Here is a 20,232-nt window from a genome sequence, read left to right on the forward strand (position 1 = left end):
CCGAGTCTGCGGGTTCCACCGGGTGGAACCTCAAGCGGCCCGCGAGCCCGGTGCAGCCTTGCATGGTCAGCCGGCACCGGTGGCCTCCGCGTGCTCGGCGACCTGCCGGAGCTGGTCGGGCGGCAGTGGCGCGAGGTCCTGCATCAGCCGCCCGCGCTGGTTCGGGGGCCTGGTCCGGTCCTCTTCGCGCAGCGCCGGCGTGATCTCGTCCACGCGGCCGACGATCGCCAGGAAGTCGCCGTGCCGCAGGTTCAGCGCGTCGGCGACGCGCAGGATGAACCGGGTCTCGATGATGTCGGCGGCCGGTCTGCCGTCGATGCCGTCGTTGGTGAGGCGGCTGACGGTGGTCGCGGCCAGCCAGGAGTCCTCCGCGACCCACCGTCTCGACAGGTTGCGCACGTGCATCAGCCGGCCGACCACCCCGCCGACCGTCACCGGGTCCAGCGCCGGCCACGGGGGCGTTCCGGTCCGGTCCGGGGCCGCGGGGACGGACCGCACGAACGCTCGCAGCGCGGCCAGGGTCTCCTCGCCGGCATCCCAGGTGGCGGACCTGATCCGGGCGAGCTCGGTGGTGGCGTCGGCGGTCGTGGCCGGCAGGTAGGCGCCGGGGATCTCGCCGCCGCCGACGGCGAGCAGGTCGGCCGGGTGCAGGTCGAGGACCGGCGCGAGGCCGACCAGAGCGGCCGGGCTCACCGCGGGGGCCGGGACACCGTGGTGGGCGCACAGCCGCTCCAGCGGTGTCGCGTCCATGCCTGCAACCTACCCGCGGCGCAGCCTGGATTCGCCTTCTGACGTATGTCGTGGGGGTGGTCGCCGGGCGTAGCGTCGAGAGGGCGCTGCCCGGGCACATGCGGAAGCTCTCGTTCTGGCTGGCAGCATGATCACCGCCGCCCGCCTGCGCCGCCGCCAGACCGCGGCCCGACCCGGCGGCGGCGGCCTCATCGACCTGAGCGCCGGCGTCCGCCCGGCGTGAGGCTGCCGTGGCTCAGCCGCAGTCGCAGAAGAAGCGAAGGCTACCGGCCGTAGTAGCCGGCGACGGCGGCGAAGGCGGCCTTCGGTTCCCAGGGCATGTCGGGGTACGTGGTGCCGTGCCGGTCCTCGTACACCTTGACGATGCCGTAGCTGGCGAGGTCCAGGTCGTCGCGCGCGGGGGCGTCGGGGCGGTGCGGGTGGTCGTACAGCGCGAACAGGAACACGAAAGTGGTGTCGACACCCGCCGCGTCGAAGACCTCCAGCAGCTCGCGGATGTAGGCGGCCTGGCCGGCCTCGTCGCGGACGTGGTCGCCGTCGAGCCGGACCGGGCCGTGTTCGTCGTGCTCGACGACGTCGAGGCCTTGCGCGCCGCGGTCGCCGGCGCCGCGGTACGTGGCGGCGCCGAACTCGGTGATGGCGACCGGCTTGCCCTGCAGCGCCGGGTCGCGCATGCCCTGGGCGACCATCCCGGCGAAGGTGTCGGCGATCGCGGCCGAGCGGTAGACGTCCATGGACACGATGTCGAACGGGGTCCAGTCGACCCGGTCGATGGGCACGGAGGCGTAGGTGATCCGGCCGCCGAACCGGTCCCGGACCGTGGTCACGGCGCGGGCGAGGAAGTCGTTGACGCGGGCGCCGACCTCGCCGATGACCTCCCGGAGCCGGTCGGGCCGGGTCAGCAGTGCGAGCCGCTGGTCGAGGGTGTCGCCCGGCAGGAAGCCCTGGTTCATGATGCTGAGCTCCGCGCCGGTCACGAAAACGATGACGCCACCGCGGCGCCGAAGCCGCTCCGCCCGTTCCGCGCAGTCGGCGAACAGCGCCAGCGTCGCGTCCGGCGTCATTTCCAGTGGGTACGGCGAGTACCACACCTCCAGGCCCAGCGCGACGGCGAGCGTCGCGGCGAGGTCGATCCGGTCCGGGTCGCCGCCGGTCACGCGGACCGCGGTGCAATGCAGGTCGTCGCGGATGATGCGCAGTTCCCGCCCGACCAGGTCCGGATCGAACCGGCGGCGTGAGTTCATGCCGTACCGGACGAAACCGGTGTCGTAGGTGATGCCCTTGCCTCGCACGCGGTGGCCTCCTCGTCGAAATATTAGGTACTGGACGTACCGTATTTTGACGCGGGGCCGCGGTCAAGTCGATGCTGGGGAGGAACGGAGGACGAGGATGCCGGACGACCCGACGACACAGACCCGGCGGCGGGGCGCGACCCTGGAGGCCGCGATCCTCGACGCCGCCGCCGGCGAGCTCACCGAAAACGGTTACGCGGGCCTGACCATGGACCGGGTCGCCAAGCGGGCGGGCACCAACAAGAACGCCATCTACCGCCGCTGGCCCGATCGGCTCGCGCTCGGCGTCGCCGCGTACCGGCAGCTCGCCACCACGATCGAGCCGCCCGACACCGGGGTGCTGCGCGAGGACGCCCTGGAGTTGCTGCGCCGGGCGAACCGGCACTGGAGCTCACCGCTCGGCGCGATCCTGCGCGAGCTGCTGACCGCCGCCGGAGGGGCGCAGCACCTGCTGGCGCAGCTGCCCGGGCAGTCCACCGACGCGATGACCGCGATGTGGCTGGCCGTCCTCGGCCGTGCCGTCGCCCGTGGCGAGGCCGGCCCGGCGGCGCTGCACCCCCGCGTCGCCACCGTCGCGATCGTCCTGCTGCGCAACGAGTTCGTCACCCGTGGGGTGCCCACCGCGCCCGACGAGGTGCTCGTCGACATCGTCGATGAGGTGTACCTGCCGCTCGTGCGCGCCCGGGATTAAGGGACGGACAGCACCGGGCCCCGGCCGTATGATCCCCGCCGTGTTGCTGCTTGATCAGCTGAGGCCGTTGCGGACCAGTGACGCCGAGCACTCGCCCGACCTGGCGGTCCTGCGCCGGGTGGCGAAGGCCGGGGACTGGCCGGGTGTCGTGGCGCACTTCGACGGGCTGCCGCCGCGCGCCGACCACGCCGTCGCCGTGCGGGTCGTCGCCGACGTCGACGGTGCCGAACGGTTCCTGCAGCGGGCCGTGGACACCGACCGCGACTCGTCCCTCGCAAGGACGTTGCTGGGGGTCCGGTGCGTGGTGCTCGGCTGGAAGGCGCGCACGTCGGCGTACGCGGCGAACGTGAGCCCGGCACAGTGGAGGGTCTTCCACGACCACATCCACCGGGCCGAGCGGCTGCTGACCGACGCCGTCGCCATCGAGCCGGGCAACGCCGCCGCGTGGACGGAGCGGATCGTCACCGCCAGGGCGATGGGCTTCGCACCCGAGGAGGCGCGCCGCAGGTACGACCGGGCCGCCGAGCACTGCGACGTCCCGTACACCGCGCAAGCTCACCTCATCCAGAACCTCTGCCCGAAGTGGGGCGGATCGATCAAGTCCGTCCAGGACTTCGCGCGGGAGTGCCTGAAGGCGGGGAAACCCGGCACCCTCGCGGGTGCGGTGGTCGCCAACGCGCACATCGAGCGGGCCTTCACCGACGACCGCCTCTTCCGGATCCGCGACTACCTCAGCAGGCGCCAGGTCCGCGACGAGATCGCCGCCGCGGCGGCGCGCACCGTGCTGCACGGGGATTTCGAGCAGGAGCACGGGTGGGTACGGGCACACAGCGCGTTCGCGTTCGCCCTGTACGAGGGCGGCGACCTGCCCCGGTCCGCACAGCACTTCGCCCGGCTGGGCAACCTGATGGCGCCGTACGGGTGGGAGCAGATGAGCAACAACTGGCGGTCGGACTTCCGGCACGCGGGCCGCACGGCGGGTGTCCGATGACCGCGCTCGAGGTCGACGGTGTGCCGGTGCTGCTGACCCCGATGGCGGGGCCGCTGCGGGCCGGGCTGGTGTTCCGCGTCGGGGTCGCCGACGAGACCGCCGCCACGGCCGGGATCACCCACCTCGTCGAGCATCTCGTGCTGCACCGGCACGGCGTGGCCGACTACCACTACAACGGGATGACCGGCGCCACCATCACGCAGTTCGTCACCCAGGGCACGCCCGAGGCGGTGACCGAGTTCCTGCACGGGGTCTGCGCCGGGCTGCGCGCCCTGCCGGTCGACCGGCTGCCGGTGGAGCGCAAGCTCATCGGCAGCGAGGCCGCCGGCCGGGGCAACCCGGTCAACCTGTCGCTGCCGTTCTGGCGGCACGGCGCCCGCGACTACGGGCTCGTCAGCCTCCCGGAGTACGGCATCCACACCCTCACCGCCGAGCAGGTGACCGAGTGGGCCGCCACCCGCTTCACCCGCGGCAACGCGGTGCTGTGGCTGACCGCCCCCGAGGTGCCCGCCGGGCTGCGGCTCGACCTTCCCGACGGCCCGCGCCGCCCGCTGCCGCCCGCGTCGTCGGCGCTGCCGTTGACGCCGGCCGTGTTCCCCGGCGGTGGGCCCGTGCTGGTCCTGGACGCGGTGGCACCGCGCGGCGCCGCCGCCGTCGTCTACACCAGGGCCCTGGAGCGGGCGCTGTTCCGCGAGCTGCGCCAGGAGCGGGGCCTGTCCTACACCGTCGCGGCCGACTACAGCACCGCCGGCCGCCCGACCGCTACCATCACTGCCGTCGCCGACACCCGCGACGGCGACGCCGAGGCGGTCGTCGAGGCGTGCGCCGCGCAGCTGCGCCGCCTGCGGGACACCGGCCTCGACGCCGGTGAACTGGACGCGATCCGGGCCTTGGAACTGGAGGCCCTGGACGATTCCGCGGCAGACGCGAAGTGGTTGCCGCAGCGGGCGGTCGACGTGCTCACGGGATTCGCCAGCCGCACCGTGGCCGAATTCGCCGACGAACTGCGCCAGGTCACCGCCGCGGACGTCCGCGAGGTGGCCCGGGACGTGTTCGACTCCGCGCTGCTCATGCTGCCCCGCGGGATCGAGCTGCCGCCGACCGGTTTCGAGCCGGCCCCGCAGCTGTCGCGGTTCAGCGTCCTCGGCAAGCGGTTCCGGTCCAAAGTGGACGCCGAGACCGCCGTGGTGTGCGCGGAGGACGGGGTCAGCATCGTCGCACCGGCGGGTCCGGCGACCGTCCTGTTCGCCGACTGCGTCGCCCTGCTGCGCTGGCCGGACGGCGGCCGCCGGCTGCTCGGCGCCGACGGCATCTTCGTCCACCTCGAGCCGACGGTCTTCCCGCTGCCCGCGGCGGTCCTCGCCGCGATCGAGGCGGCGATCCCGGCGCGGCTCGTGGTCGACCTGCCGGCCCGCGACCCGGGCGACATCCCGCGCCCGTCGCGCACCGTCGGGCTGCGGTCCCGGCTGAGCCGCGGCCGGCTGCGGCTGCGGGCCCGGGTGAACGCCTCGGCGCTGTTCGGCGGCGGGGCGGGCCGGATCGTGGGGATGGCGCTGCTGGGGCTGGGCGGCGTGGTTGCGATCACCCTGGCGATCGGGCTGCGGTCGTGGCCGATGGTGCCCGTGGCCGCCGTGCTCGCCGGAACGTTCTGGCGCAGCCGGCACTGACCCCGCCGGCGTCCTACCCGGCGGTGGCGTCGCGGGCGCCTTCGGTGGCGTCGAGGGCGCCTTCGGTGGTGACCCGGGCGTCTTCGGTGGCGGCGGCCCGGGTGTCGAAGTAGACGGCCAGGCCGTCGAGGAGGCGGTCCAGGCCGAATCCGAACAGCCGGTCCAGGTCCAGGTCGAAGGTGTCGAGCTCGACCAGCCGCTGGAACATCGGCACGTCCGGCGGCAGTTCCGCGCCGCCGAAGCCGCGGTCCATCCACTCGTTGCCGGTGATCCCGGTCTCCCGCTGGGCGTCCGCCTCGGCCTCGAGACCCGTGGCGAGGCCGCGCACGTAGCTGAACAGCAGCAGGTGGACGTGGAGCCGGTCGGTCATTGACAGCGGCGTGCCGTCGAGGGCGGCCAGGACCCACTCGGTGAACCGGAGCCCGTTCATCGCCGGCTGGGGGCGGGTCAGCGACATCGTCGGCGCGAGCCACGGATGCCGCCGGCACACCCGCCACAGCAGCCGCGCGGCCAGCTCGAGCCGGTTCCGCCAGCCCGGTGGCGGCGGGACCGGCAGCGGCATCGTGCCGACCGCGAAGTCGATCATGAACAGGGTGAGGTCGTCCCTGCTCGGCACGTGGCTGTACAGCGACATGGTCGCCACCCCGAGCTCGGCGGCGATCCGGCGCATCGACACCTCCGCGATGCCCTCGGTGTCGGCGATGCCGATCGCGGTGGCCACGATCCGGGCCCGGGTCAGCTCGACGCCGTCCCGGCGCTCCGGCCCGCTGCGGCGGCGGGCAACGGGTCCGGCGCCGGTGACGACGGTGCCGATGCCCGGCCTGACCGTCGTGAGGCCGTCGCGCCGCAGGACCGCCAGGGCCTTGGTCGCGGTGGCGATCGCGACGCCCCACTGGCGGGTGATCTGCCGGGCGGACGGCACCAGGTCGCCGGGCGCGAGGTCCCCGGTCTCGATGCGCCGGCGGATGTCCGCGGCGACCTGGCGGTAGGGCGGTTCGGGGTCGGTCACGGTACTAGTACACCAGACCGCCCGGCCTGGCGTTCTACCCAGGTGTACTAGTAGCGATTGCCAGCATTTCCTGAGCATGGATAGCCTGCTGGCGTTACGTCGTACGCAGTACACAACGATCGGAGCCGAACATGCGGGTGCTCATTTCCGGAGCTGGGATCGCGGGCCCGGCGCTGGCGTTCTGGCTGCACCGGCACGGGATCGCCGCGACCGTCGTGGAACGCGCGGCCGCCCCGCGCCCCGGCGGGCAGGCGGTCGACATCCGCGGCGCCGCCCGCACCGTCGTCGACCGGATGGGCCTGATGCCGGCGGTGCGCGCGGCCCGCGTCGACGAGCGCGGCATCGCCACGGTCGATGCCCAGGGCCGGCGGACCTCCGCAATGGCGGCCGACGCGTTCGGCGGTGAGGGCTTCATCGCCGAGATCGAGCTGCCGCGCGGCGACCTGGCCGCGATCCTGCACGAGGCGACCCGCGACGACGTCGAATACCGGTTCGGCGACCGGATCACGGCACTGCGGCAACCGTCGCAGGGTGGCGTCGCCGTCGACTTCGCCAGTGGCGGCACGGAGCACTACGACCTCGTCGTCGGCGCGGACGGCGTCCGCTCCGGGGTCCGCGCGCTCGCGTTCGGCCCGGAAGCGTCCTACGTGCGGCCACTCGGCGGCTACATCGCCTACTTCAGCGTCCCGGACCCGGGCGACCTGGAGCACTGGGTGCTGATGTACAACGCGCCGGGCGGCGTGACAGCCGGCATCCGGCCGGAGCGGGGCGGCACCGCGAAGGCCTACCTGGGCTTCGCCTCCGCCGAGCCCGGCCTCGAACTGCGCCCGGCCCACGAGCAGCAGCGGCTGCTGACCGAGCGCTTCGCCGGGGCCGGCTGGCGGGTCCCCGCGCTGCTCGAGGCGATGCCGACGGCCACCGACTTCGTCTTCGACGCCCTGAGCCAGGTGCGGGTGGAGCGCTGGACCAGGGGACGGGTCGTGCTGCTCGGCGACGCCGGCTACTGCGGCTCGCCGCTCGCGGGCCTGGGCACCAGCATCGCGCTCGTGGGTGCGTACGTCCTCGCCGGCGAACTGGCCGGGACCGCCGACGTCCCGGCCGCGTGCGACGCCTATCAGGACCGGCTGGCGGCGTACGTGGCCGCGGGCACGCAACTGCCGCCGGGCGGCATGCGCGGGTACGCGCCGCGGAGCGCGACGATGATCCGGCTCCGGTCGCTGTCGATGCGGATGATGCTGCGCTGGCCGATGCGCCAGCTCCTCGCCGGGCAGTTCGCCAAGGCCGGCGCGATCGACCTGCCGGACTACACCCCACCCCTGCGGGCCCGCTGACGCCGAGGTCAGTGCGGGAACATGGTCCGCGGCCTGGGAGTGATCTCGTCGCGGAACCGTTCGATGAGGTGGCTGACCTGCAGCATGTCGTCGGTGCCGCGGATGCGGTCCAGATACAGCGACTGCGCCGCCAGGCCCGCGAGCTCGAAGGTGAAGTACATCGCCATCAGCGGGTTGACGAACAGGGGTGTCGTGAAGGTGCGGCCGTTGACGGAGACGTCGCCGACGGCGCCGGTGAGGGCCGCGGCGATCTGCCCGTTGACGATGCTGGCGCGCTTCGGCGTGGCGGCCCGGGCGTGGGCGACGGCGTCGCGGTAGAGCGCCGCCTCCTGGCCGTGGGACGGGACCGTGAACGCGCCGAGGTACGCGCCGGCCCGGTCGAGCGCGGCGATGTTCTCCAGGACCTGCACGTGGTTGACGCCGTGATACGCGTCGACGCCGAAGCCGATCGCGGCGACCAGTTTCGTCGCCACCGGCGTGGCGTTGACGGCGGCGAGGCTGGTCGCGTCCTCGACCGGGGTGCCCAGGGCCGCCTCGTCGCCGCGCATGAGGATGTCGGTGCCGCCGTCGACCAGGACGATCGCGTCGAGCCGGAGCCGTTTCGCCAGCCGGCGATACGCGGACCGCAGCGGCCGGACCCCGGTGCGCGGGAACGCGTAGACGGTCGGCGGCAACCGGTGCAGGGCCAGCCACCGGGCGAGGGTCCGCTCCGGGAAGTAATCGGTGTAGCCGGCGGTGTCCGGGGTCACGGCCGCGATGCCGGGCTCCAGCCAGTCGTCCTTGGCCAGCTCGTACAGGTTGACCAGCGACAGGTTCGCCAGGTGGACGGTCCGGCCCTCGTCGCGCAGCGACAGGGCGAGCGGCAGCCCGGCGTACACGTCGAATCCGCCGCCGGCACCTGCGATGAGGATCCGCTCGGCGCCGTCGAGGGCCTCGAAGAACGGCAGCCGCCACGTCATGCGGCGAACCCGGCGCGCAGCAGGCGCAGGGCCCGGTCGTCGAAGGTGACCTCGGCGCCGTCGAGCCGCCGTCCGATCCGCGCGGCGCCGTCGCCGGCGCCGGCGATCGCCATCGTGAAGCTCATGCCCATCGACTGTGCACACTACCTGGTCGCCGAGGAGATCCGTCGATGGCCGGGTTCACCGGCGTGCGGATCCAAGTCGGCGACGAGCGACCCGCTACGGCCGGGTGATGAGCTTCTGCGCGAGCGCGTTGACGGGCGCGACAGCGCTGCGCATCCCGAGGTCGTAGTTGCTCAGCAGCACCGTCACCCAGCCGGAGTCGGGGTACCACTCCAGGTCGGTGGAGACGCCCGGGGCGCCGCCGTTATGCCCGACCGCCCACTGGCCACCGGTGAGGACGGCGAGCGGCGCGTAGGTCTCGAAGGCGACCAGCGGGGGCAGCCCCGGCGGGGGAGGTGGTGGCGCGATCGGCACCTTCGGGCCCAGCGCCAACCGGGTGTACGCGGGGCTGAGCAGCTCGTCGCCGAGCAGGGCCGCGGTGAAGCGGGCCAGGTCCCCGGCGGTGGAGAAGGAGTTCCCGGCGGGCGAGCCGACGAAGATGTGCCGGTCGAGCGCGTCGACGCGGGCTGCGGACTGCTGTGAGCTGTACGGGCGAGCGATGCGCCGATCGTCGCGCCACTGCGGCACGGTGAAGAAGTCCGAGCCGGTCATGCCGGCCGGCCGGAAGATGTGCTCGCGGACGTAGTCGTAGTAGGACCGGCCGGAGACCTTCGCGACGATCGCGCCGAGGGCCTGGTAGGCGGAGTTGCTGTAGGCATGGCCGGCGCCGGGCGGGAAGGCCAGCGCACCCCCGCGCACGAACGCCATGATGCCGTCCCACGCCTGCTCGATGCTTTTCCACGTGGGTGCCTGCGCCCAGAACCCGGGGCTCTGCATGTAGTCGCCCATCCCGGAGGTGTGAGTGAGCAGGTGGTGGACGGTGACCGTGCCGGCGACGTCCGGCGGGAACCCGTCGAGGTATGTGCCGAGCGTGCCGTGGAAGGACACCTTGCCCTGCTGGACGAGCTGGACGACGGCGACGGCGGTGAAGAGCTTGGTGATCGAGCCGAGCGCGAAGGCGGTGTCCGGCCCGTTGGCGATGGACCGTTCCTTGTTCGCCATGCCGTAGGACCGTGCCAGGACCCGGCGTCCCCGGTGCAGCAGCAGGACGGTCCCGGAGAAGGCGTCCTCGGCCGCCAGCCGCGCGACGAACCGGTCGAAGGCGCCGCCGGGGCGCAGGTCGGCCGGTGCGTCGGCGTGTGCCGGTCCGGCCGTGGCGAGGACCCCGCCCGCGGCCAGGGGGACCGCACCGAGCAGGCCGAGCGTGGCGCGCCGGCTCACCGGGTGGCCGGTCGACGATGCATGTTGTGTCATGGGCCAACCCTGGGGCGCGAGCCGCGCTACGCGCATCTGTCGTGAGAGGTATCCCGGGCCCCCGCAGATCTGTCGCGCGAGGGACGTGCCCGCCGCGGTCCGGACCGTACCCTCGAAGGACTATGAGGGAGTTGGGGCAGGACGCCGCGCTCGCCGCCGGGATGCTGGCGGCCTGCGTCCTGGTGAACAACCCGCATCACATGGTGGCCGCGGTCGGCCCCGGCACGGTCGTGTGGTGGTGGGTCGCCACGGCCCTCGCCCTGCTGGCCGTCTCGCTGCGGCGCCGCTGGTCGCTGCCGATGCTGGGCCTGGTTGTCCTGGCGGCCGCGGTGCATGTGGCGCTGGCGGTGCCGCCGATGGTGGTGGACCTGGGTGTGCTGGTCCTGCTGTACACCGTCGCCGCCCGCCGTCCCAGGGTCGTCTCGGCCGCCGGGCTGGCGGGTCTGCTGCTGCTCGTCACGGGCTGGAGCGGGTATCACGCGTTCAACGGCCGGCCGGTGCCCGGGCTGCCGACGCTGGACTTCCACGTCAGCCACCTGCCGGAGCCGGCCGCCGGGCGGGACGGGGCAACCGTCCGCGGAGGCGGGACGAACCCGTGGGGCGGCCTGTCCGTGATCGCCTCCGTGCTCGTCGCGTCGTGGGCGGTCGGCTCGGGCGCGCGCAGCCGCCGGGCGTACCTCGATCAGTTGCACGCCCGGGCCCAGGACCTGGAACGGGAGCGGGACCAGCAGGCGGCGCTCGCGGTGGCGGCCGAACGCGGCCGGATCAGCCGGGAGATGCACGACGTCGTCGCACACGGCCTGTCCGTGATCGTGATCCAGGCGCAGGGTGGCGCCGCCGCGCTGGACCGGCGGCCCGCGGACACCTACGCGGCGCTGGCCGCGATCGTCAGGACCGGACGCGACTGCATCGCCGACATGCGTCGCGTCCTGGCCGCGGTGGGCGAGGTGGACGACGCGTGGCATCCGCAGCCGGGGCTGGCCCAGCTGCCGGCCCTGCTCGCCCAGGTGCGCACGGCGGGCACGCGGGTGCGGCTGCGCGTCGAGGGCGAGCCGGCGCCGCTGCCGTCGTCGACGGACCTGTCGGCGTACCGCATCGTGCAGGAGGCGTTGACCAACACCATGAAGCACGCGGCAACCGGCGCCACCGCCACGGTGGTCGTCTCCTACGGCGACGCCGAGGTCGGCATCGAGGTCAGCGACGACGGGCCCGGCCCGGCCGGCCACGACGGCGGCGGCAACGGGCTGCGGGGGATGCGCGAGCGCGTCCAGTTGCTCGGCGGCCGGCTCACCGCGGCACCCGGGCCGGGCGGCGGCTTCACGGTCCGCGCGACCCTGCCCCTTGCGGGGTGGGGCGGGTGATCCGGGTGCTTGTAGCCGACGACCAGGCGCTGGTGCGCACCGGGTTCCGCATGATCCTGGAGAACACCGACGACATGCAGGTCGTCGGCGAGGCCGGCGACGGCGCGCGGGCCGCGGCGATGGCCCTCGACCTGCGCCCGGACGTGGTGCTGATGGACATCCGGATGCCCGACGTCGACGGCGTCGAGGCGACCCGCCGCATCTGCGCCGCCGGCTTCCACACCCGAGTGATGGTCCTGACGACCTTCGACCTCGACGAATACGTCTACGCCGCGCTGCGCGCCGGGGCCAGCGGGTTCCTGCTCAAGGACACCCTCGCCGCCGACCTGCTCTCCGCCGTGCGGGTGGTCGCCCGCGGCGACGCGGTCGTGGCGCCCAGCGTGACCCGCCGCCTCCTGGAGCGTCACATCGGCACCGGCCCGGCACCGGCCCCGTCGGGCACCGCACTGGACACCCTCACCGACCGCGAGCGCGAGGTGCTGTCGCTCATCGCCCGCGGCCTGTCCAACCTCGAGATCGCCGCCCGCCTCCACCTGACCGAGGGCACCGTCAAGACCCATGTCAGCCGCGTGCTGGCCAAGCTCGACCTGCGCGATCGCGTGCAGGCCGTTGTCCACGCGTACGAATCCGGCCTGATCCGACCCGGGGTGTAGGTCCGGGACGCGGAGGTGAATCATGGGGAAGGTGAGCCGACGACTGGCACTGCGACGGGCGGACCTCGCCGGCGGCCTCTGCCCGGTGCCGGAGGAGTGCGTCGAGGTGCTGCGGCACCGCGAGACCGTCACGGTCGCCCTGGAGCACCGGGTCCAGGGCGTCACCGCCGAGCGGCACGTGTTCGAGGCCGCGCTGCGCCAGGACGTCGAGTGGCAGTTCCACGGCGTCGAGTGGCCGGCGGACCTGCGACCCGGCGTGCTGCTCACCATCGTGTGGCGGCCCACGAAGGACGAGGTCGTGGTGCGCACCGCGCCCCTCGACGAGCCGTTGCGGGTCGACGGGGCCGCCTACTTCCACGAGTACGACCCGAAGGTCGTCACCCGCGAACACGTCCCGGGCCAGGCGAACTGGTCGAAGGTGCTGCACACGGTGCGGCACCTGGGCCGGGTCTTCGACGACGGCAGCGCCGTGTTCGCCGAGGCGGACCTGCTCAAGCGCAGCCGGCTCGGCCGGGGCGACCGCGGCGCGTTCCTGCTCCGCAACGCCGTCGCGCAGCTGCTCCGCGAGGGCCACGTCACCCGCGTCGTCGGCAGCGTGGACGCGACCGGGCACCCGTCCTACCCGGGGGTCGACGGCGAGGCGGCGGCGGAGATGCTGCTCTACGCCCCGCTGGTCGAGCCCGGCCCGCACCCGGACGAGCCCGCCGGGGAGGGCTCCGACCGTCGCGAGCACTGGGTCAACGGCTTCCTGCGCAAGCTCCCGCCCGGCGCCCAGCCGTCGGAGCGGCAGCTGTCGCTGCACCAGCGGACCGTCGAGCAGGAGGAGCTCGACGACGCCGAGCTCCCGCCCGGCTACACATTCGTGAAGAAGCACCACCGCAACGGCTGAGGCCAGCTCACAGGCGGTAGCGGATCAGCACCGGCGTCCCGGTGAGCGTGATCTCGGCGCCCGCGCTGACCTGCTCCGTGGTGCCGTCCAGCCGCAGCACCGCCTCCGCGCCGGCCTCGGCCCGCAGCGTGATCGGCCCCGCGTGGGTCCAGCGGATCAGGGCCCGCCGGTTGCCCTCCGGGGTCGACACGACGAACTCGCACTGCCACACGTACTGCGGCAGCCCCACCGCCTGACCGGTCCCGCAGCCGCTGATCTGCGCGCCGGCCACCCACCGCTGCAACTGTTGCACCGCCAGGGCCGCCTCCGTCGGGGCGCCCTGGTCCGGCTGCAGCACGATCGGGATCTTCGTGCCGCCCCAGTTGTAGAAGTACATCCGTTCCAGGCCGGTCGCCCGGGCCAGCAGTCCGACCAGGTAGAACCGCACCGCGTAGTCACGGGCCCGGTCGCCGTCCAGGTGCCCCTGCAGCGGGATCTCGTAGGTCGTGCCGGTGTTCCACAGCGGCGGGTGCACGCCGATCTCCTGGAAGAGCCGGCCGATCAGCGCGGTCAGCTCCAGCATCATCTCCGGCGGGTCCTCCGCCGAGCGCTGGTGCAGCTTGATCCCGGCGGCGTGACAGTACTGATACCCGCCGAGCTCGGCGAACCGCCGCAGCACCTGCTGCCCCTCGGCGGTCCACAGGTTGCCCATCCCGGGGCACACCACGACCGCCTTCGGGTCGGCGGCGCGGATGACGGCGTTGGCCCGCCGGGTCATCTCCACCAGCGTCTCCATCGAGCCGGAGTACATTCTCGGATCGTTGGCGAAGACCCACAGTTCATAGGCGGAGATGCGGCCTTTGTACCGGTCGACGAGCGCGCCGATGAACGCGTCCCACACCGCCAGGTCGTCCGGCGGGGCCGACCGCGCGCCGTCCGGGTAGACCGACAGCTTGCCGTCCGGCGCCGCCCACGCGGGCGTGCCGCCCACCACGAACAGCACCGGCAGGTCGTGGCTGCGGGCGCCGTCGACGAGCCGGTCGAGGATCGTCCAGTCGAACCGGTCCCGGGCCGGCTGGAGCAGTGACCAGGTCGTCTCGCTGTCCCACAGCCGCACCGCCCCGGTCGTGAACCCCGGCATGTGCCCCGTCGAGCTGTTGATCGTCACGCCGAAGTACTCCGCCGGCACCGGCTGGGCGGGCATCGTCCAGGTCGGCCCGCTGATCCACTGCGGCGCCGCGGCCGTGGGCGCCTTCTGCTCGGGTGCGGGTCCGGACCTGTCGATCATCCGCGTCACCACGGCCGTCCCGGCCACCAGGAGCGCGGCGGCCAGCCCGGCGAGCACAGCGGTTCGCCATTTTCCGTTTTTCGCCGGTACGACCAGAGCCGGCGCTGTGGCTTCGCCCTTTGTGGTTGCTTCGCGCTGGTCTGGCGATTCGCCCGGTTCAGCCGCTTCGGCTGCTTCCGGTGCTTCGGCTGCTTCCGGTGCTTCCGCTGGTTCCGGTGCTTCCGCCGGTGCCTGTTTGAGCGCGGCCGTCCAGAGCGGGTACAGCCGGTCGAGCTCGGCCCGGTCCGCGCCGCACGCCCGGGCGATCCGCTCCACCGTGCCGAAGTCGTGCGGCACGGCGCGCCCGGCGATGAACCGGTGCACCGCCGACTTGCTCAGGTTGACCTTCTGCCCGATGACCGCATGGCTCAGGCCGCTGCGGTCCTTGAGCTCGGTCAGCAGGTCGGCAAGGTCGCCGGGGTGGTGCGGCATCGCCGTCTTCTCTCCACAGGGGTCGGGGGCAGCATCCTACCGACCGTCCCAGCGGCCGCACATCCCCGCAGGTCAGCACGAGGATGGCATCCCAGCGTCCCGAGTTTGCGCCGCACCCTGGCGCCCCGATCGCGGAAATTGGCAAACTGCCGCCACCGCCGCGACGGCGGTGACCGGGGGCACGTCATCGGGGGCGTCCGGTCACTGGTGTTTCGGGGCGGACACAGTCAGCCGGCCAGGCGGGCCCGGGGGTGGGCTCGCCTGGCCGGTGGTGAAGGGAGGACATCGGTGTTGCGGCCCCAGACGCGCTCAGCGCCGTGCACCGCATTTCACCCGGCTATGCCACGGGCTGGGGGACCGGCGCCGGGCGGCGTACCAGCGCGATGACGATGAGTAACAGCCCGACCGCCACAACGAACAGCAGCGAGACCCGGCCGAGCGCCGTGGCGGCCGCCGCGAGCAGGGGTCCGGCCCACATGCCCGACGTCATCGCGAGGGTCAGGGCGGCGTTGTACCGCCCGCGCAGCGCCGGAGGGGCGAGGGCGTTGACCATCGCCGGGAGGGCACCCGCCAGCAGCAGTTCCCCGGCGCCCATGAGCACGGCCGCGAGCGGCAGGGTGACCCGGGTGCCGGGGCCGACGTGACCAGAGGCCTCGGCGAGGCACAGCAGCCAAGCGGCCGACCACACCGCGGCTGCCGCGGCGATCAGGTGCGGCGGGCGCAGGCGGGCGCCGGCGCGCAGCGCGAGGGGGAGGCCGGCGACGATGGTGAGGCAGTTGGCGACGCTCGCCCACGACATGGCACGCGGGTCGGCGCCGGTGACGGCGAGCAGCGGCAGCCCCGCGTTGTAGACGCCGTAGCCGGCGGCGGACGTCAGCAGCGCGACCAGCAGCACCCGCAGTAGGGAACGGTCGGCCAGCAGCGACCGGTAGCCGGCCGCGGAAGGCTCCGAAGCGCCTGGCGTCGGCAGCGGTGTCCTGATGTGCGACGCGTACGACCGCCGCACCGCACCGATCGCGACCACGCACGTGGCGGCGGCGACCCACCACAGCGCGGTGAGGTTGCCGGAGGTGACCAGGACGCCGGCCGCGGACCCGGCGCCCATGCCCGCGTTGAACAGGGCGAACTGCAGCGTGAACGTCCGGCCCTGGGCCGCCTCGGGGACCAGGCCGGCGATGAGGGTCGCATACGCGGGCAGCGTCACCGACCAGCCGAACCCGACCGCGGCGACGGCGCACCCGAGCAGCAGCGGATGCTCGCCGGTGGCTACGAGGACCAGCCCGCAGACGGTCGTGACGAGGCCGCCGGTCATGACCCGGTGGCCGTGGTACCGGTCGGCGAGGGCGCCGCTGAGCCAGTTGCCGGGGAAGCTCGCCAGCGCGAGCAGCGACGTCATGGCGGTGGCGGTGGCGAGGGGGACGCCCTTCACCGAGTGCAGCAGGATCAGCAGGTACGGCTGGGTCAGTCCGATCCCGGCCGCCGACACGACGTCGCCGAAGAGCAGCAGTCTCAGCGCCGCCGGAAGCCGGGTGTTGTGCATCGTCTGCTCCTGACCGTCAGGTGGTGTCGGCAGAGTGTGGGTCCGGCGTCTTGCCGGACGCTTGGGGCCGGGCTCCAAGTCGGTCCCAAGTTCGGGCCAAGCGGCGCCGGGCACGCTCTTGGAGCCCGGTCGGGAAGCACCCGGCGGGCCTCACGAAATCGACATCAAGGAGACCTTCGATGGACCGTTCGACCGCCGCCGCCCCGACCGTCCGCACCCAGGTGCGGGCCGACGGCCTCGCCACCAACCACAGCCAGACCGTCACCGCGGCCCGGGGTCTGACGAGCAACCACAGCCAGGCCGTGGGTTCCCTGCGGGGACTGAGCTGGAACCACAGCCAGGCCGTCGTCCGGCTGGTCTGACCGGTGACCCGGGTGGCGGAGCAGACCGTGGATCCCGCCGGTGCGGCGGTCGCCCTGCACGACCTGGCCCTGGCGGCCTGGGACGGTCACCGCTACCCGCGGGTCGTCGACCTGTGCCGGCGTGCGCTCGAGGTGCTCGAGGCGCACGCCGGTGCCGGCAGTCCCGACGTGGCCAACGTGCTGACCCTGCTGGGCAGCGCCTTGGACGAGCTCGGCGAACACCGGTCGGCCGAGGCCCACCACCGCCGGGCCGCCGGCATCATGAACGCGTTGCCGTCGCAGCCGGACGTGCTGCTGCGGCTGCGCGTCCAGGCGGCCGTCGGCCTCGGCGGCAACCTGCGGCGGCAGGGCCGCTACCCCGAGGCCGAGGCGGTGTACCGCAGCGCCTGCGACGACGCCGCGCCGCACCGCACCGACCTGGAGATGGTGCCGCTGCACAACGAGCTCGGGGTGCTGTACAAGTTTGCCGGCCGGCTCGACGACGCGCGGGACCGCTACGCCACGGTCCGGGCCGTGCTGGAAACGGCGTACGGGCCCGACGATCCGGTGCTCGCGCCGGTCTGGCACAACCTGGCCGGGCTCGCGCACAGCCGCGGCGATCTGGTCGAGGGTGAGGCGTACGCCCGCCGTTCCCTTGCCCTGCACCGCGCCGCGTTCCCGGCGGACCACCCGGCGGTGGTCGCCGACGAGGCGCACCTCGCGGCGCTGCTGCAGGCCCGCGGCAACCACGCGGAGGCGGAGCCGTTGCTGCGCAGGGCGATCGCGTACTTCACCGACCGGCACGGACCGGATCACGTGGACGTGCTCACCAACCAGCACAACCTGGCCGCGGTCCTGGCCGGCTCCGGCGACCCGGCGGGTGCCGAGGAGCTGTACCGCCGCGTCCTGGACGGCAAGCGTCGCACGTTCGGCCCCGAACATCCCGAGGTCGCGTTGACGCTCAACAACCTGGCCGCGCTGGCCGCCGACCGCGGGCACGCCCAGGCCCTTGCGGCGGAAGCGCACCGGATCCTCGCGCCGCGGGTCGCCGGGGACCATCCGGTGCTGGTCTCCGTGGCGGGTTTCCTTCAGGGGCGTTCGTAGAGGGTCCAGTGGTCCAGTTCGGTCAGGGCCCTCGCGTACGCGCGGACGGCTGTCCTCGCGGTCATCCCGGCCAGGCTGACGTGCTCGGCGGCGAGCCGTTCGGCGTCCACCAGGTTCATCGGCGGGCGGTCCACCGTGAACCCGGTGGCGAGACCGATCACCGTCGGCTCGGCGCCGTGCCGTTCGTGCCACCGGCGGGCCGCCGCGACCATGAGCTCCGGCGGGAGGCCGAGGCCACCGTACGCGTCGACATAGGCGAACGCGGCCCACGGCTCCGGCCGGGGCAGGATCGCCAGGCACTCCGGCGTGCCGAAGGTGGTCACGTCGTAGCCGTCGAGGAAGTACCCCTCGTCGCCCGTGCCGAGGCTCTCCTGCCGTGCTCGCCACTGCGCGACGTGGGCGTCCAGGTCGACGGTCTCCGCGCGGCGGAGCACGTCGGCGGGCGTGCTGGGGTGTCCGTCGACGCGGAAGAAGTCCCGGTCCAGGTGCGTGGTGTCCGTCAGCACCGGATAGTGCGCCGTGGACAGGGCGCGGATCCGTTGCCGCGCCTGCTCGAACCCGCCGTCGAGCCGCACGACGACGAACCGCTCGCCGTCGACCTCGTGCCAGCGCGTCGACGCGTCCGCCAGACCGGCGGCGCGCAGCAGCTCGTCCATCGCCGAATGTTAATCGACGCCGGAACTGACCGGGGTCCGAGGCCAGGCATCCACAGTGGACGGACGGATCAGTGCCGCCACGGCGACGAGGGACCACAGGGCGTCCCAGCCGGCGATGGTCCACAGGGCGGCCGGCGCCGGCGGGCCACCCGAGCCGATCATGACCGGCATGAGCGCGGCCAAGACGTAGGCGCCGACGGCGAGCGGGGCCCAGCGCCGCCAGCCGGTCCAGCTGATGGCGCAGGGGCTCAACAACCCGGCGATCGCCCGCCGGCTCGTGGTCAGCGAGCGGACCGTCGAGGGCCACGTGCGGCACCTGCTGATCAAACTCGGCCTGGCCGAGACCGAGGACGGACACCGTCGCGTCCTGGCCGTCCTCGCGCACCTGCGTGCCGCTCACGGGCACCGGCCCTGACCCGCCGATGGTGCTATGCTCCCGCCGATGACTACCTCATGTCACAGATTGGGGGTCCCGTCCGCTCGAAGTGAGTGCTGATGCATTCACTCGACGCGAATGGGGAATCCCGCCGCACCCTCTGGCTGCGCGTGCGCGAGTTCGCCGTGCCGCGCTCCATGATCGAGTCAGCGACCGCCCGCCGGCATGCCGGTGACTGGGCCGGGGCGTGCGCCGCGGCACGGGTCGACGTCGATCTCGACCTGCGGGCCGTGGCCCGGGCCGGCGGCGCGACGCTGTCCGCACGGATCCGCGCCGACCTGCGGCACCTGGCACCGGACCTGTTGCGCTGGCACATGCCGCGGATCGCTCCGGACGGGCTGCTGCGGCCAGGACTGACCGTGTCCCTGGCCCGCTACGACCCCGATGGCGTGCACCTCGTCGCCCGCACGCCGCCGGCCTGGGCGGACGCCGGCCAGAGGATCAGCCTCGCGCTCTGGGACGGCTCGGCGCGGGGCGGCGTACCGCATCCGCATCCGCATCCCGATCAGCGGTTCCGGCTCGACCTGCACCGGCATCTCTGGGACGCGCGCCGCTCCGGCGAACTGCGGTCCAGGGCCGGTCGTGGTGGCACGCTGTCCGGCGCGCCACCGGGATCCGGATATGCCGTGGACCGGTGGGCCGCGGAGGCCGCGCTCCTGCTGCACGCCGAGGGGCTGCCCGGGGGCGCGGTGACCGTGCGGCTCGGCGCCCGCCATCGTGTGGCCGTCGACCCTCATGGCGTCGTCAGCGGCGCGCCGGTGCGCGGGCCGGTGCTGCCCGACGCCGCGACCTGGGTCCTGCCCGACGTGGAACTGCTGCGGGCCGGACTGCTCGACGCGGACCGGCTGCATCCGCTTGTCACTGCAGCGTTGGTACCGGATACGCCACCGACAGGCGCGGTGCCTCCGGACGTGGCACGGCTGGACCCGGCCCGGCCGGGTGCGTCACGGCCGAGCCAGCCGGGTGCGCCGCGGGTGGTCGCGTGCCGGGGCGAACGGCACCGCATCGGCCTGGTGGCCGGCGTGCTCGTCGCACTGGACCACGATCCGGCCGAGGTCCGCCGCGAGGAGCTGCTCGCGGCGCTCGGTGGCACCCCGCTACCGTGCCTGCAGGCGATCGACGAGGCGCACCGCCGGCCGGAGTGCCTCCCCGACGTGCGGGCCCTCCTCGACCACGGCGACGCCGCCGGTGCCCTCGCCGTCGTCGAGGCGCTGCTCGGCCCGGACGCGGTGCTGCGCCACGGCGCGCTGCGCGACGAGCTGGAGACCGCGGCGCAACGCCAGGTCGCGCACGGGCTCTACCGTGCCGGACTGGCCGGTGGTCCACGACCGAAATACCACGACGGCCGCCGCGGCTCCCGGTCGCGCCGGCACCGCACGTCGTCCCGCTGACGTTTCCCGTTGCCTCG

The 20,232-nt window shown here is 73.7% G+C and carries 21 protein-coding genes; 11 read left to right on the forward strand and 10 right to left on the reverse strand.

Features of this window, described 5'->3' with window-relative positions; translation table 11 throughout:
- Positions 1-66 precede the first annotated feature (66 nt).
- Together ACFPIJ_RS08240 and ACFPIJ_RS08245 are read right to left on the reverse strand one after the other, a co-directional pair.
- Positions 67-750: a helix-turn-helix domain-containing protein gene (locus ACFPIJ_RS08240; RefSeq protein WP_380114061.1), complete on the reverse strand. Its 684-nt coding sequence runs from the start codon at positions 748-750 to the stop codon at positions 67-69.
- A 263-nt stretch (positions 751-1,013) separates the two neighbouring features.
- Positions 1,014-2,042, reverse strand: a complete 1,029-nt coding sequence (locus ACFPIJ_RS08245; protein ID WP_380114062.1) for a hypothetical protein — start codon at positions 2,040-2,042, stop codon at positions 1,014-1,016.
- A gap of 97 nt (positions 2,043-2,139) precedes the next feature.
- Between ACFPIJ_RS08245 and ACFPIJ_RS08250 the strand changes: the two genes are divergently transcribed.
- The 3 genes from ACFPIJ_RS08250 to ACFPIJ_RS08260 are packed head-to-tail and all read left to right on the forward strand — an operon-like array spanning position 2,140 to position 5,391.
- Positions 2,140-2,733, forward strand: coding sequence for a TetR/AcrR family transcriptional regulator (locus ACFPIJ_RS08250; RefSeq protein WP_380114063.1), 594 nt, complete (start codon positions 2,140-2,142; stop codon positions 2,731-2,733).
- A 40-nt stretch (positions 2,734-2,773) separates the two neighbouring features.
- Positions 2,774-3,724, forward strand: coding sequence for a hypothetical protein (locus ACFPIJ_RS08255; RefSeq protein WP_380114064.1), 951 nt, complete (start codon positions 2,774-2,776; stop codon positions 3,722-3,724).
- Positions 3,721-5,391 carry an insulinase family protein gene (locus ACFPIJ_RS08260; RefSeq protein ID WP_380114065.1) on the forward strand — a complete coding sequence of 557 codons (1,671 nt, stop codon included), beginning with the start codon at positions 3,721-3,723 and terminating at the stop codon, positions 5,389-5,391. Before ACFPIJ_RS08255 ends, ACFPIJ_RS08260 begins: the two co-directional genes overlap by 4 nt.
- Positions 5,392-5,404: 13 nt before the next feature.
- Here ACFPIJ_RS08260 and ACFPIJ_RS08265 read toward each other — a convergent pair whose 3' ends face one another.
- Positions 5,405-6,400 (reverse strand): TetR/AcrR family transcriptional regulator C-terminal domain-containing protein, encoded by a 996-nt coding sequence (locus ACFPIJ_RS08265; protein ID WP_380114066.1) that lies wholly within the window; start codon positions 6,398-6,400, stop codon positions 5,405-5,407.
- Positions 6,401-6,531: 131 nt separating this feature from the next.
- Between ACFPIJ_RS08265 and ACFPIJ_RS08270 the strand changes: the two genes are divergently transcribed.
- The gene (locus ACFPIJ_RS08270; RefSeq protein WP_380114067.1) at positions 6,532-7,731 is read left to right on the forward strand and encodes an FAD-dependent monooxygenase; all 1,200 of its coding nucleotides are present in this window, start codon (positions 6,532-6,534) and stop codon (positions 7,729-7,731) included.
- An 8-nt stretch (positions 7,732-7,739) separates the two neighbouring features.
- Here the strand turns inward: ACFPIJ_RS08270 and ACFPIJ_RS08275 are convergent, their stop codons facing one another.
- The 3 genes from ACFPIJ_RS08275 to ACFPIJ_RS08285 form a co-directional block, all read right to left on the reverse strand.
- Positions 7,740-8,690 (reverse strand): DUF1152 domain-containing protein, encoded by a 951-nt coding sequence (locus ACFPIJ_RS08275; protein WP_380114068.1) that lies wholly within the window; start codon positions 8,688-8,690, stop codon positions 7,740-7,742.
- Positions 8,687-8,815, reverse strand: coding sequence for a hypothetical protein (locus tag ACFPIJ_RS08280; protein WP_380114069.1), 129 nt, complete (start codon positions 8,813-8,815; stop codon positions 8,687-8,689). The genes ACFPIJ_RS08275 and ACFPIJ_RS08280 overlap by 4 nt, the downstream gene beginning before the upstream one ends.
- A gap of 94 nt (positions 8,816-8,909) precedes the next feature.
- Positions 8,910-10,106, reverse strand: coding sequence for a serine hydrolase domain-containing protein (locus tag ACFPIJ_RS08285; protein ID WP_380114070.1), 1,197 nt, complete (start codon positions 10,104-10,106; stop codon positions 8,910-8,912).
- A 122-nt stretch (positions 10,107-10,228) separates the two neighbouring features.
- On the opposite strand from ACFPIJ_RS08285, the gene ACFPIJ_RS08290 reads away from it, so the two are divergent.
- The 3 genes from ACFPIJ_RS08290 to ACFPIJ_RS08300 are packed head-to-tail and all read left to right on the forward strand — an operon-like array spanning position 10,229 to position 13,009.
- On the forward strand, positions 10,229-11,467 hold the full coding sequence (locus ACFPIJ_RS08290; protein WP_380114071.1) for a sensor histidine kinase: 1,239 nt from the start codon (positions 10,229-10,231) through the stop codon (positions 11,465-11,467).
- A complete protein-coding gene (locus ACFPIJ_RS08295; protein ID WP_380114072.1) occupies positions 11,464-12,120 on the forward strand; it encodes a response regulator in 657 nt (218 codons plus the stop codon). Before ACFPIJ_RS08290 ends, ACFPIJ_RS08295 begins: the two co-directional genes overlap by 4 nt.
- Positions 12,121-12,142: 22 nt before the next feature.
- Positions 12,143-13,009, forward strand: coding sequence for a hypothetical protein (locus ACFPIJ_RS08300; RefSeq protein ID WP_380114073.1), 867 nt, complete (start codon positions 12,143-12,145; stop codon positions 13,007-13,009).
- Between the two features lie 7 nt (positions 13,010-13,016).
- On the opposite strand, the gene ACFPIJ_RS08305 is transcribed toward ACFPIJ_RS08300, so the two are convergent.
- Both ACFPIJ_RS08305 and ACFPIJ_RS08310 read right to left on the reverse strand, forming a co-directional pair.
- On the reverse strand, positions 13,017-14,747 hold the full coding sequence (locus ACFPIJ_RS08305) for a helix-turn-helix domain-containing protein (protein WP_380114074.1): 1,731 nt from the start codon (positions 14,745-14,747) through the stop codon (positions 13,017-13,019).
- Positions 14,748-15,084: 337 nt separating this feature from the next.
- Positions 15,085-16,287, reverse strand: a complete 1,203-nt coding sequence (locus tag ACFPIJ_RS08310; protein ID WP_380114075.1) for an MFS transporter — start codon at positions 16,285-16,287, stop codon at positions 15,085-15,087.
- A gap of 179 nt (positions 16,288-16,466) precedes the next feature.
- Here ACFPIJ_RS08310 and ACFPIJ_RS08315 point away from each other — a divergent pair, with 179 nt between their 5' ends.
- Together ACFPIJ_RS08315 and ACFPIJ_RS08320 are read left to right on the forward strand one after the other, a co-directional pair.
- Positions 16,467-16,649 (forward strand): hypothetical protein, encoded by a 183-nt coding sequence (locus tag ACFPIJ_RS08315; protein WP_380114076.1) that lies wholly within the window; start codon positions 16,467-16,469, stop codon positions 16,647-16,649.
- A 3-nt stretch (positions 16,650-16,652) separates the two neighbouring features.
- The gene (locus ACFPIJ_RS08320) at positions 16,653-17,732 is read left to right on the forward strand and encodes a tetratricopeptide repeat protein (RefSeq protein ID WP_380114077.1); all 1,080 of its coding nucleotides are present in this window, start codon (positions 16,653-16,655) and stop codon (positions 17,730-17,732) included.
- On the opposite strand, the gene ACFPIJ_RS08325 is transcribed toward ACFPIJ_RS08320, so the two are convergent.
- Both ACFPIJ_RS08325 and ACFPIJ_RS08330 read right to left on the reverse strand, forming a co-directional pair.
- Positions 17,717-18,388 (reverse strand): DUF4253 domain-containing protein, encoded by a 672-nt coding sequence (locus ACFPIJ_RS08325; RefSeq protein ID WP_380114078.1) that lies wholly within the window; start codon positions 18,386-18,388, stop codon positions 17,717-17,719. The genes ACFPIJ_RS08320 and ACFPIJ_RS08325 overlap by 16 nt on opposite strands.
- 9 nt (positions 18,389-18,397) lie before the next feature.
- Positions 18,398-18,640: a hypothetical protein gene (locus ACFPIJ_RS08330; RefSeq protein WP_380114079.1), complete on the reverse strand. Its 243-nt coding sequence runs from the start codon at positions 18,638-18,640 to the stop codon at positions 18,398-18,400.
- On the opposite strand from ACFPIJ_RS08330, the gene ACFPIJ_RS08335 reads away from it, so the two are divergent.
- Both ACFPIJ_RS08335 and ACFPIJ_RS08340 read left to right on the forward strand, forming a co-directional pair.
- A complete protein-coding gene (locus ACFPIJ_RS08335; RefSeq protein ID WP_380114080.1) occupies positions 18,624-18,803 on the forward strand; it encodes a LuxR C-terminal-related transcriptional regulator in 180 nt (59 codons plus the stop codon). The two genes, ACFPIJ_RS08330 and ACFPIJ_RS08335, sit on opposite strands and share 17 nt — an antisense overlap.
- Before the next feature lie 80 nt (positions 18,804-18,883).
- Positions 18,884-20,215 carry a hypothetical protein gene (locus ACFPIJ_RS08340; RefSeq protein WP_380114081.1) on the forward strand — a complete coding sequence of 444 codons (1,332 nt, stop codon included), beginning with the start codon at positions 18,884-18,886 and terminating at the stop codon, positions 20,213-20,215.
- The last annotated feature ends 17 nt before the right edge of the window (positions 20,216-20,232 follow it).

It is taken from the genome of Dactylosporangium cerinum (genome assembly GCF_042653625.1).
In the GTDB taxonomy this organism is placed as follows: Bacteria; Actinomycetota; Actinomycetes; order Mycobacteriales; family Micromonosporaceae; genus Dactylosporangium; species Dactylosporangium cerinum.

Excerpts from the sequence above, each read along its gene's own strand:
- ACFPIJ_RS08305 (WP_380114074.1), bottom strand. The coding sequence starts at position 14,747 with ATGCCGCACCACCCCGGCGACCTTGCCGACCTGCTGACCGAGCTCAAG.
- ACFPIJ_RS08260 (WP_380114065.1), top strand. The coding sequence starts at position 3,721 with ATGACCGCGCTCGAGGTCGACGGTGTGCCGGTGCTGCTGACCCCGATG.
- ACFPIJ_RS08250 (WP_380114063.1), top strand. The coding sequence starts at position 2,140 with ATGCCGGACGACCCGACGACACAGACCCGGCGGCGGGGCGCGACCCTG.
- ACFPIJ_RS08240 (WP_380114061.1), bottom strand. The coding sequence starts at position 750 with ATGGACGCGACACCGCTGGAGCGGCTGTGCGCCCACCACGGTGTCCCG.
- ACFPIJ_RS08280 (WP_380114069.1), bottom strand. The coding sequence starts at position 8,815 with ATGAGCTTCACGATGGCGATCGCCGGCGCCGGCGACGGCGCCGCGCGG.
- ACFPIJ_RS08335 (WP_380114080.1), top strand. The coding sequence starts at position 18,624 with ATGGCGCAGGGGCTCAACAACCCGGCGATCGCCCGCCGGCTCGTGGTC.
- ACFPIJ_RS08285 (WP_380114070.1), bottom strand. The coding sequence starts at position 10,106 with ATGACACAACATGCATCGTCGACCGGCCACCCGGTGAGCCGGCGCGCC.
- ACFPIJ_RS08270 (WP_380114067.1), top strand. The coding sequence starts at position 6,532 with ATGCGGGTGCTCATTTCCGGAGCTGGGATCGCGGGCCCGGCGCTGGCG.
- ACFPIJ_RS08340 (WP_380114081.1), top strand. The coding sequence starts at position 18,884 with ATGCATTCACTCGACGCGAATGGGGAATCCCGCCGCACCCTCTGGCTG.
- ACFPIJ_RS08275 (WP_380114068.1), bottom strand. The coding sequence starts at position 8,690 with ATGACGTGGCGGCTGCCGTTCTTCGAGGCCCTCGACGGCGCCGAGCGG.
- ACFPIJ_RS08290 (WP_380114071.1), top strand. The coding sequence starts at position 10,229 with ATGAGGGAGTTGGGGCAGGACGCCGCGCTCGCCGCCGGGATGCTGGCG.
- ACFPIJ_RS08325 (WP_380114078.1), bottom strand. The coding sequence starts at position 18,388 with ATGGACGAGCTGCTGCGCGCCGCCGGTCTGGCGGACGCGTCGACGCGC.
- ACFPIJ_RS08310 (WP_380114075.1), bottom strand. The coding sequence starts at position 16,287 with ATGCACAACACCCGGCTTCCGGCGGCGCTGAGACTGCTGCTCTTCGGC.
- ACFPIJ_RS08315 (WP_380114076.1), top strand. The coding sequence starts at position 16,467 with ATGGACCGTTCGACCGCCGCCGCCCCGACCGTCCGCACCCAGGTGCGG.
- ACFPIJ_RS08300 (WP_380114073.1), top strand. The coding sequence starts at position 12,143 with ATGGGGAAGGTGAGCCGACGACTGGCACTGCGACGGGCGGACCTCGCC.